Here is a 9,600-nt window from a genome sequence, read left to right as displayed (position 1 = left end):
TTGCCGCGGCTCGCAGGGGGACCACCGGGCGAGGGCCGGCCGGCTGCGTGCCGCGGGCGTCCGCGGCTCCCGCCCGGTCGATCGCCTCGCGCCCCGGGGGCGGGGGGGGGGGGGCGCGCCCCCCCCCCCCGCCCCCCCCCCCCCCCCCCCCCCCCCCCCCCCCCCCAACCACCCTGGCGGTGTCGGGCGGTCCGGAGCGTGGGGCGGGCGGGCCGGTCAGGAAGTGAACGGTGCTCCCGTCACGACCGCCGCGAGCCGTGTCCCGCGCGGGAAGGCGCCCTCCTCGGCGAGGACGACAAGTCCGTACAGCGACTTGGCGACATAGAGACGCTCGACCGGCAGGCCGTGCCGCTCCTCGAAGTCCCGCGCGAAGTCCTCGAGCGCGGGAGTGGTGCGGGCGTACCCGCCGAAGTGGAAGCGCTCGTCCAGCCGCCAGTCGCCCACCGGGCCGCCGAAGGCCTCCTGCTGCAGGGCCCGTATCCCGTCGCCGAGGAAGCCGCCCTTGAGGACCGGTATGCCGAGGGCCCGCCGGCCGGGGCCCAGGCCGGCGGCGAGGCCCGCGAGGGTGCCGCCGGTGCCGCAGGCGAGGGCCACGACATCGGCGTGGGCGCGCAGTTCCTCGCCGAGAGCCCGGCAGCCGCGGACGGCCGGCGCGTTGCTGCCGCCCTCGGGCACCACGTACGCGTCCTCGGCGTCCGCCGCGCGCAGGACCGCCGCCAGCGTGGCGGGGTCGGCCTTGCGGCGGTAGGTCGCCCGGTCGACGAAGTGCAGCCGCATTCCGTCGGCCGCGCAGCGGGCCAGCGAGGGGTTCGGCGGGCGGTCGGCCAGCTCGTCGCCGCGCACCACCCCGACCGTGGGCAGGCCCAGCAGGCGGCCGGCGGCGGCCGTCGCCCGCAGGTGGTTGGAGTACGCGCCCCCGAACGTGACGACCGGCCGCCCGGCCGCCGCCGCCAGGTTCGGCACGAGCTTGCGCCACTTGTTGCCGATCAGCTCCGGGTGGATCAGGTCGTCCCGCTTGAGGAGCAGCCGTACACCGTGCCGGGCGAACCGGTCGTCGGCCACCTCCTCCAACGGCGAGGGCAGCCGGGGGCGCAGCGCGGCGGAGTCGAACGGAAGGGGCCTGGTCACCCCGTCATTGTCGAACACCGTTCGTGCGAAGACCCGCCGTGCCCACACCGCCGATGATCCATTCCCGCTCTTTCGGGTAATGGCACGAACACTTTGAGTGATGGAAGGCTTGTCCGCGAGAACAGTGCGCCGGCGCAGTACGGCTCCGGCGCATCACCGGGAGGGCAATTCTCTATGTCGGTAGGCGAAGAAGTCCGCGCTGAGCAGGGCAAGCCGCAGCAGAGCCTCGGCACCGCGGCCGCGCGGAACCTGGCCACCACCACCAAGTCCGTACCGCAGATGCAGGAGATCAGCTCTCGCTGGCTGCTGCGGAATCTGCCCTGGGTCGACGTGCAGGGCGGCACGTACCGGGTGAACCGGCGCCTGACGTACGCCGTCGGTGACGGTCGCGTCACCTTCGTCAAGACCGGGGACCGTGTCGAGGTCATTCCCGCGGAGCTGGGCGAGCTGCCCGCGCTGCGGTCCTACGAGGACGAGGACGTGCTCTCGGAGCTGGCCTCCCGCTGCCGGCAGCGGGAGTACGCGCCGGGCGAAGTCGTCGTCTCCTTCGGCAGCCGGACCGACAAGGTCTACCTCCTCGCGCACGGCAGGGTCGAGAAGGTCGGCACCGGCCCCTACGGCGACGACCAGGTCCTCGGAGTCCTCGCCGACGGCGCGTACTTCGGCGACCAGGCACTGCTCGACCCGGACGCCATCTGGGAGTACACCGCCCGCGCGGACACCGCCTGCACCGTGCTGATCCTGTCCCGCCAGGACTTCGAGCAGGTCGCCGAGCGCGCCGGCTCACTGGCCGAGCACCTGCGGAGCCTGCGCTCGATCCCCGCGCAGTCGACCAACCGCTACGGCGAGAAGGCCGTCGACCTGGCCGCGGGGCACGCCGGCGAGCCGGACATCCCGCACACCTTCGTGGACTACGAGGCCCGGCCGCGCGAGTACGAACTGAGCATCGCCCAGACCGTCCTGCGCATCCACTCGCGCGTGGCCGACCTGTACAACCAGCCGATGAACCAGACCGAGCAGCAGCTGCGGCTGACGGTCGAGGCGTTGAAGGAGCGTCAGGAGCACGAGCTGGTCAACAACCGTGAGTTCGGTCTGCTCCACAACTGCGAGTACGACCAGCGGATCCAGCCGCACGACGGTGTGCCGGGCCCGGACGACCTCGACGAGCTGCTCAGCCGCCGGCGCGGCACCAAGATGCTCCTCGCCCACCCGCGCGCGATCGCCGCGATCGGCCGCGAACTCAACAAGCGGGGGCTCGTCCCCGAGACGATCGACGTCGCCGGCAACCGGATCCCCACCTGGCGGGGAGTGCCGATCTACCCGTGCAACAAGATCCCGGTGACCGAGGCACGCACCAGCTCGATCATCGCGATGCGCCTCGGCGAGCAGGACCAGGGCGTCATCGGCCTGCGCCAGTCCGGCATCCCGGACGAGATCGAGCCGAGCCTGTCCGTGCGGTTCATGGGCATCAACGAACAAGCCATCATCAAGTACCTGGTCACGGCCTACTACTCGGCGGCGGTGCTGGTTCCGGACGCGCTGGGCGTGCTGGAGAACGTCGAGATCGGCCGCTGGCGGTGACCCGGCCCGTGCGGACGCCGTGTCCCCGCCCACCCGGGCGGGTACACCCAGGGGGGCCGCGCACGGCCGCGCATCCGCCGCCGTGCACGGCCCCGGCGAGGGAGACTCGATGACCGAGTACGTGACGCGGGCCAGGCCGCACCCCGGCGCGGCACGGGAGAGAGGACGGAGCGTCCCGAGTCGGACCGACAGTGGCCCCGGAGCGCTCGACGGGCACGAGGCGGCCGCGATCCTGGAGGAGACCCGGGGTTTTGTCGACCCCGCGCTCCGTGCGGCGATCGACTCGCTGCCCGGCTCGATGCGGCGGATCTCGCTCTACCACTTCGGCTGGGAACACGCCGACGGCACACCGGCCGCGGGCAACGCGGGCAAGGCGATCCGGCCCGCGCTGGTGCTCGCCGCGGCCACCGCGCTGGGCGGCCCGGCGGCCAGGACGGCGGCCCTGCCGGCGGCCGCCGCCGTCGAACTGGTCCACAACTTCACGCTGTTGCACGACGACGTGATGGACCGCGACACCACCCGCCGGCACCGTCCCACCGCCTGGACGGTGTTCGGCGACGCCGACGCCGTCCTCGCCGGGGACGCGCTCCAGGCGCTCGCTCTCGGAATGCTCTCCGCGCACCCGCATCCGGCGTCCTCGGCCGCCGCCGTCCGGCTCGCGGACTGCGTGATCGAGCTGTGCGCCGGCCAGCACGCGGACACCGCCCTGGAGCAGCGGGGCCCGGCCGAGGTCACCCTCGACGAGGTGCTCGCCATGGCCGAGGCCAAGACCGGGGCCCTGCTCGGCTGCGCCTGCGCCCTCGGCGCGCTGTACGCGGGGGCGGCCGAGGAGGATGTCGAGGCGCTGGACGCGTTCGGCCGTCAGGCCGGGCTCGCCTTCCAGCTCATCGACGACGTGATCGGCATATGGGGAGACCCGCGGCACACCGGCAAGCCGGCGGGTGCCGACCTGGTCGCCCGCAAGAAGTCCCTGCCGGTGATCGCCGCGCTCGGCTCCGGCACCCCCGCCGCCGTGGAACTGGCGGAGCTGTACGCGTCCCCCCGCGGGCAGGGGGACGACGTGGAGCGCATGACACTGGCCGTCGAGCGGGCCGGCGGCCGGGAATGGGCCCAGGAACAGGCGGCGGACCGCATGGCCCGGGCGATGTCCGAGCTGGCCCGCGCCGTCCCGGACCCGGAAGCGGCTGGCGGCCTGCTGTCCCTGGCGGAGTTCGTGACGCGCCGCAGCATGTGAGGAGGGCAGGCCCACCACCGAGGCGGCCCCCGCTCCTCGCAGTCCCCGGGCCTCCGGGACCGTACGGCTCCTGACTCCGTAGGGCCCCGAGAGGTCCGGCCCGGCGGGCCCCGCGCATCCCCACGGCGCGCGGGACCCGCCTCTTCGCGTGCGGGCCGCCGCTCAGGACTCCCCGTCATGCGGAATACCTTCTCCCACTTGCCGCGGTTGCCGGTCCGGCCCGGAAAAACACTTGTCGCCACTACGGTTGAAGTACTACAACTGAAGTTGTTCAGTTCGGACCACGGAAAGAGACCGGCTTGCGCAAGCTCACCTACTACGTCGCCTGCTCCATCGACGGCTTCATCGGAGACCCGCAGGGCGACGCGTCGTCGATGTTCGCCTTCCTGGACGAGGAGTTCCTCGCCTACCTCACCTCGGTGTACCCGGACACCATCGCCGTCCAGGGCCGTGAGCAGCTGGGCATCGAGGGCGCCGGGAACCCGAACTTCGACAGCGTGATCCAGGGCCGGGCCAGCTACCAGATCGCCCTCGACGCGGGCATCACCAGCCCCTACGGCCACCTGCGCGAGTTCGTCGCCTCCCGCACCCTCGGCCCCTCACCCGACCCGAACGTCGAGATCATCGACACGGACCTCGTCGCTCGGGTCCGCCGGCTCAAGGCCGAGGACAGCGAGCTGGGCATCTGGCTCTGCGGCGGCTCACGCATCGCGGGCGCACTGCTCGACGAGATCGACGAACTCGTCATCAAGACCTACCCGCAGGTCTACGGCTCCGGCATGCCGATGTTCGGCGCCGACTTCTCCGTGACCGACTTCGGCCTGGAGTCCGTGCGCACCTTCTCCAACGGAGTCCTCGTCCGCAGGTACGCGCGGAAGCGATGACCGGCCTACCCTGAGGGCATGGACAGGGAAAAGCACGTCTGTCCCGACTGCGGGCAGACCGTGGACACGGTGGTCCGGCGCCACAAGACGCTGGGCGCGTGGGTGCCGCGCTGGGTGGCGGGCCCGTGCCACAACCCCGACTGCGATTCGTTCCTCGAACCCGGGGCCGCACAACACGGCCACTCCGAGCCCGTCGAACAACACGGCCACTCCGAGCCCGTCGAACAGCACGGCCGCCCCGACTCCCCGGAGCACGCCGACGAGCCCGGCACCCCCGCCGCCCCCGCCCCCTGACGCCCGCCCCCCCGGCCGGGCGTTTCCTGACGGTTCACCGGGGAGAGCCGGGGGACACCGACGACCGTGGAGCCCGTGGTGCCCTAACCGCGCGGCAGCCCGCCCGTCTCCGCGTCCCGGCCGGTCAGGCAGTACAGGCCGCCCGCCGGGTCGCGTAGCACCGTCCAGTGGGGGTGGCCGGCGACGAACCGTGCACCCAGCCGCTCGTGCCGGGCCCGCACCGTCTCGATGTCCTGGCCGCACGCGAGGTCGAGGTGGGCGGAGAGGGGCCGCTCCTCACCGAGGCGCTGGAGCAGGACCCGCACGGGCAGTCCGGGCGGCGGCGCCACCACGTGGAACTCCGGCAGTGAGCCCGGCCGGGAGGTCCAGTCGGGCAGGAGACGGCTCCAGAAGGCGACTTCGGCGTCGTACGCGGACGGCGGGATGTCGATGCTGACCTGGTCCAGGCGGCTGCCGGCCACCACGGGCGGGCATGCGGCCTCGCCGTGCCAGGGGACCGCGCAGAACAACTGGCCTGCGGGGGAGCGCAGTACGGCCCAGCCCTCGTGGCCGGCGACCGTGCGCGCCCCCGCGTCCAGCGCCGCCGCGACGAAGGCCTCCACGTCCTCGACGCAGAAGTCGAGATGCGCCCCGTCCGCCCCGTCAACGACCGCCTGCGCCTTCACACAGGCGTCGGCCCCCTCCGGCAGGAGGGTGACGAACTCGCCCTTGTCCCCGCGGGGCTCGGACAGGACCGTGCCGGTGACGGCGGTCCAGAACGCGCAGGCCCGCTCGAAGCGCTCGGCGGGTCGGTCGAGGAAGGCGTACGTCCAGCGGACGCGGGTGCGGGAGCTCATGCGGCGATCGTAGGCCGGTGCGCGCCCGGGACCACCCTGGTTTCCCCGGCACCCGCGAGGACGCCCGGTCACCCGCCCGGGCACGCCGGAGGGGCCCGGTCGTGTGCCGACCGGGCCCCTGCGGGAAGTCCCTCGTCCGGCGGTGGTGCACCGACCGCCGGTGTCGGGAACGGCCGGGTGTCAGGCCTTCTTCGTCTCCCAGAAGATCCTGTCGATCTCGGCGATGAGTTCCAGCGCCTTCTCGCCCGTCTTCGGGTCGGTCGACGCCTTCGCGGCCGACAGGGCCTTGAGGGTGTCGTTGACCAGCTGGTGCAGCTGGGGGTACTTCTCGAAGTGCGGGGGCTTGAAGTAGTCGCTCCACAGCACGGAGACGTGGTGCTTCGCGAGCTCGGCGCGCTGCTCCTTGATGACGGTGGCGCGCGCCTGGAAGTGCGGGTCGTCGTTGGCGGCCATCTTCTCCTGCACGGCCTTCACCGACTCCGCCTCGATGCGGGCCTGGGCCGGGTCGTACACACCGCAGGGCAGGTCGCAGTGCGCGCTGACCGTGACCTTGGGGGCAAACAGGCGGGAAAGCATGGAGCGTTCCTTCCTCGTGATCGTCTTCTCAGGTGGGACATTACTCCCTGAGGGAACGGTTTTCGCGAGTGCCCCCATGGGCTTAGGACAAAAGTCCGGGGTCAGACTGAGACTGGTGGCGGAACGGACCAGGGGAGGTGCCGGCGATGCCGGAGCCGTCGCAGGACGCCGAGCGCGGGAGGGCCACCGCGCCGTTCGGGCTGGCCGAGGTGACCGGCCCGTCCATGGTTCCCACGCTGCACCACGGCGATCAGCTGGTGGTGCGGTACGGGGCCCGGGTGCGGCCGGGGGACGTGATCGTGCTGCGGCACCCCTTCCAGCAGGACCTGCTCGTCGTCAAGCGGGCCGCGGAGCGCCGCGACGGCGGCTGGTGGGTGCTCGGGGACAACGCGTTCGCCGGCGGTGACAGCACCGACTACGGCACCGTGCCCGACGAGCTGATCCTCGGGAAGGTGCGGTTCCGCTACCGGCCCCGCAAGGCGGATCAGCGTTCGCCGCTGGCGGCGCTGCGCTGGGCGCTGTCCGCGGCCAGGCCCGTGCTCACCGACCGGTCGGCCTCCAGGCGCTTGCGGGCGCGGTAGGCGGCCACGTTGGCGCGGGTCGCGCAGCGGTCGGAGCAGTAGCGCCGGGAGCGGTTCGTGGAGGTGTCCAGGTAGGCGTTGCGGCACGGGCTCGCCTCGCACAGGCCCAGCCGGTCGACGCCGTACTCCGTCAGGTGGAAGGCCAGGCCCATCGCGGCGATGGCCGCGAAGCCGGCGGTCGCGTTCGACGGGTGGTCGGCGAGATGCATGTGCCACAGCGGGCTGCCGTCGTCGTCGCGGTGCTCGTGCCCGGAGATCTGGGGGCTGACGGGGAACTCCAGCAGGAGGGAGTTCAGCAGGTCGACGGCGAGGGTCTCGTCACCGCGGTCGGCCGCCTCGAAGACCGCGCGCAGCCGGGCCCGGACCGAACGGAACCGGGTGACGTCCGCATCGGTGGCGCGGCGGGCCGCCGACGCGTTGCCGGCGAACAGGCCGCGGACGGCCTCGACCGAGGTCAGCGAGTCCTTGCCCCGGGCCGGTTCCTCGCTGTTGACGAGGCGGACGGCATAGTCCGAGTAATAGGCCAGTTCCACGTGAAGTCCTTACGGATGGGCTCTGTGGTCGTCGGTGCGGCCGGGTAACGGCTGACTGAGCTCCCAGGGTATTACGCGGACGGCCTTCGAGTGGGCTCCCGCTCCACGGCGGCTCGTGCTCGGCCCCCCGCTGCCGGCGCCGGCACGACGCGAGGGGCGGTACGGGGACAGATCCCCGTACCGCCCCTCGGTCGTGCGTCGCGTCCGGTCAGAGAACCTTGGACAGGAACGCCTGGGTCCGCTCGTGCTGCGGGTTGGTCAGGACGTCGCGCGGGTTGCCGGCCTCCACCACCACGCCGCCGTCCATGAAGACCAGGCTGTCGCCGACCTCGCGGGCGAAGCCCATCTCGTGCGTGACGACGACCATCGTCATCCCGGACTCCGCCAGGTCGCGCATGACGTCGAGGACGTCACCGACCAGCTCCGGGTCCAGCGCCGAGGTCGGCTCGTCGAACAGCATCAGCTTCGGGTCCATGGCCAGGGCGCGGGCGATCGCCACGCGCTGCTGCTGACCGCCGGAGAGCTGCGAGGGGTAGTTGCCCGCCTTGTCGCCGAGGCCGACCCGCTCCAGGAGCTGCATGGCGCGCTCCCTGGCCTGGCCCCTGTTCTGGCGCTTGACCTGGACCGGGGCCTCCATGACGTTCTCGACCGCGGTCATGTGCGGGAAGAGGTTGAACCGCTGGAACACCATGCCGATGTCCCGGCGCTTCAGTGCGACCTCGCTGTCCTTCAGCTCGTAGAGCTTGTCGCCCTTCTGGCGGTAGCCGACCAGCTCGCCGTCGACGTACAGGCGTCCGGCGTTGACCTTCTCCAGGTGGTTGATGCACCGCAGGAAGGTCGACTTGCCGGAGCCGGACGGGCCGATCAGGCAGAACACCTCACCGGAGTCCACCTGGAGATCGATGCCCTTGAGGACCTCGACGGGGCCGAAGGACTTGTGGACGCCCTCGGCCTTCACCATGGGGTGGGAAGGCTGCGTCATGCCGGGACTCCCTTCGGGCGGCGCGCCGGCAGGACGGCGGCCCTGACGCGCTGGAGCGGCGTCGGCGGCAGGCTGCGGCTCGAACCACGGGCGTAGTACCGCTCGACGTAGTACTGCCCGACGCTCAGGATCGAGGTCATGATCAGGTACCAGGCGGCGGCGAGGAAGTACATCTCCACCGTGGAGCCGGCGTTCTGACCGATGTCCTGGGCCTCCTTGAAGAGGTCGGCGAACTGCACCGCCGAGACGAGCGAGGTCGTCTTCAGCATGTTGATGACCTCGTTGCCCGTCGGCGGCACGATCACCCGCATCGCCTGCGGGATGACGATCCGGCGGAGCGTCTTGGTGTGGCTCATGCCGAGCGCCTGCGACGCCTCGGTCTGCCCCTCGTCGACCGAGAGCAGGCCGGCGCGGCAGATCTCGGCCATGTAGGCGGCCTCGTTGAGGCCCAGCCCGAGGAGCGCCGTCAGCAGCGGCGTCATGAACGACGACCAGTAGTCCTTGTAGATCGGACCCAGGTTGATGTACTCGAAGACCAGGCCCAGGTTGAACCAGACGAACAGCTGGACCAGGACCGGGGTGCCGCGGAAGAACCAGATGTAGAACCATGCGACCGACGAGGTCACGGGGTTCTTCGACAGGCGCATCACGGCGAGCAGGATGCCGCCGGCGATGCCGATCACCATGGACAGCACGGTGAGCAGCAGGGTGTTCCAGACGCCGTGCAGGATGCGGTCGTCGAAGAAGTAGTCGGGGATCGCGCCCCAGTTGATGTTGCCCTGCGCGAAGGCGTAGACGACCGAGCCGAGCAGGGCCAGCGCGACGACCGCCGAAACGTATCGCCCCGGGTGCCGGACCGGGATGGCCTTGATGGCCTCCGGCCCGGCGGGGGGCGTCGCGTCGGGACCGTCCGTCTTGTTGACGTCAACAGTCACGGGTGGAGCCTTTCGGAGCCGAGTCGAACGGTGTCG

11 protein-coding genes are annotated in these 9,600 nt (G+C 71.8%); 5 read left to right on the top strand and 6 right to left on the bottom strand.

Features of this window, described 5'->3' with window-relative positions; genetic code table 11:
* Positions 1-216 precede the first annotated feature (216 nt).
* Positions 217-1,128, bottom strand: coding sequence for a 1-aminocyclopropane-1-carboxylate deaminase/D-cysteine desulfhydrase (locus ACIP5W_RS27735; protein ID WP_401479057.1), 912 nt, complete (start codon positions 1,126-1,128; stop codon positions 217-219).
* A 174-nt stretch (positions 1,129-1,302) separates the two neighbouring features.
* Between ACIP5W_RS27735 and ACIP5W_RS27730 the strand changes: the two genes are divergently transcribed.
* The 4 genes from ACIP5W_RS27730 to ACIP5W_RS27715 all read left to right on the top strand — a co-directional run bounded on the left by ACIP5W_RS27730 (position 1,303) and on the right by ACIP5W_RS27715 (position 5,121).
* Positions 1,303-2,709: a family 2B encapsulin nanocompartment shell protein gene (locus ACIP5W_RS27730; protein ID WP_401479054.1), complete on the top strand. Its 1,407-nt coding sequence runs from the start codon at positions 1,303-1,305 to the stop codon at positions 2,707-2,709.
* Positions 2,710-2,818: 109 nt separating this feature from the next.
* On the top strand, positions 2,819-3,943 hold the full coding sequence (locus tag ACIP5W_RS27725) for a family 2 encapsulin nanocompartment cargo protein polyprenyl transferase (protein WP_401479051.1): 1,125 nt from the start codon (positions 2,819-2,821) through the stop codon (positions 3,941-3,943).
* A 299-nt stretch (positions 3,944-4,242) separates the two neighbouring features.
* Positions 4,243-4,827: a dihydrofolate reductase family protein gene (locus ACIP5W_RS27720; protein ID WP_401479048.1), complete on the top strand. Its 585-nt coding sequence runs from the start codon at positions 4,243-4,245 to the stop codon at positions 4,825-4,827.
* An 18-nt stretch (positions 4,828-4,845) separates the two neighbouring features.
* A complete protein-coding gene (locus tag ACIP5W_RS27715; RefSeq protein ID WP_401479045.1) occupies positions 4,846-5,121 on the top strand; it encodes a hypothetical protein in 276 nt (91 codons plus the stop codon).
* An 83-nt stretch (positions 5,122-5,204) separates the two neighbouring features.
* Here the strand turns inward: ACIP5W_RS27715 and ACIP5W_RS27710 are convergent, their stop codons facing one another.
* Both ACIP5W_RS27710 and sodN read right to left on the bottom strand, forming a co-directional pair.
* The gene (locus tag ACIP5W_RS27710) at positions 5,205-5,957 is read right to left on the bottom strand and encodes a VOC family protein (protein ID WP_401479042.1); all 753 of its coding nucleotides are present in this window, start codon (positions 5,955-5,957) and stop codon (positions 5,205-5,207) included.
* Positions 5,958-6,137: 180 nt separating this feature from the next.
* Positions 6,138-6,533, bottom strand: a complete 396-nt coding sequence (sodN, locus tag ACIP5W_RS27705; protein WP_356566376.1) for a superoxide dismutase, Ni — start codon at positions 6,531-6,533, stop codon at positions 6,138-6,140.
* Between the two features lie 146 nt (positions 6,534-6,679).
* Between sodN and sodX the strand changes: the two genes are divergently transcribed.
* The gene (gene sodX, locus ACIP5W_RS27700; RefSeq protein WP_401479039.1) at positions 6,680-7,114 is read left to right on the top strand and encodes a nickel-type superoxide dismutase maturation protease; all 435 of its coding nucleotides are present in this window, start codon (positions 6,680-6,682) and stop codon (positions 7,112-7,114) included.
* Here the strand turns inward: sodX and ACIP5W_RS27695 are convergent.
* The 3 genes from ACIP5W_RS27695 to ACIP5W_RS27685 all read right to left on the bottom strand — a co-directional run bounded on the left by ACIP5W_RS27695 (position 7,018) and on the right by ACIP5W_RS27685 (position 9,564).
* The gene (locus ACIP5W_RS27695) at positions 7,018-7,647 is read right to left on the bottom strand and encodes a CGNR zinc finger domain-containing protein (protein ID WP_401479036.1); all 630 of its coding nucleotides are present in this window, start codon (positions 7,645-7,647) and stop codon (positions 7,018-7,020) included. The genes sodX and ACIP5W_RS27695 overlap by 97 nt on opposite strands.
* A gap of 208 nt (positions 7,648-7,855) precedes the next feature.
* Positions 7,856-8,629 (bottom strand): amino acid ABC transporter ATP-binding protein, encoded by a 774-nt coding sequence (locus tag ACIP5W_RS27690; protein WP_401479033.1) that lies wholly within the window; start codon positions 8,627-8,629, stop codon positions 7,856-7,858.
* The gene (locus ACIP5W_RS27685) at positions 8,626-9,564 is read right to left on the bottom strand and encodes an amino acid ABC transporter permease (protein WP_401479030.1); all 939 of its coding nucleotides are present in this window, start codon (positions 9,562-9,564) and stop codon (positions 8,626-8,628) included. Before ACIP5W_RS27685 ends, ACIP5W_RS27690 begins: the two co-directional genes overlap by 4 nt.
* Between the last annotated feature and the right edge of the window lie 36 nt (positions 9,565-9,600).

Origin of the sequence: Streptomyces sp. NPDC088766 (genome assembly GCF_044750845.1) — a bacterium.
Taxonomy (GTDB): Bacteria; Actinomycetota; Actinomycetes; order Streptomycetales; family Streptomycetaceae; genus Streptomyces.
Note: the sequence above shows the minus strand (reverse complement) of the source record. Positions and strands in the feature narration are given on the sequence as shown.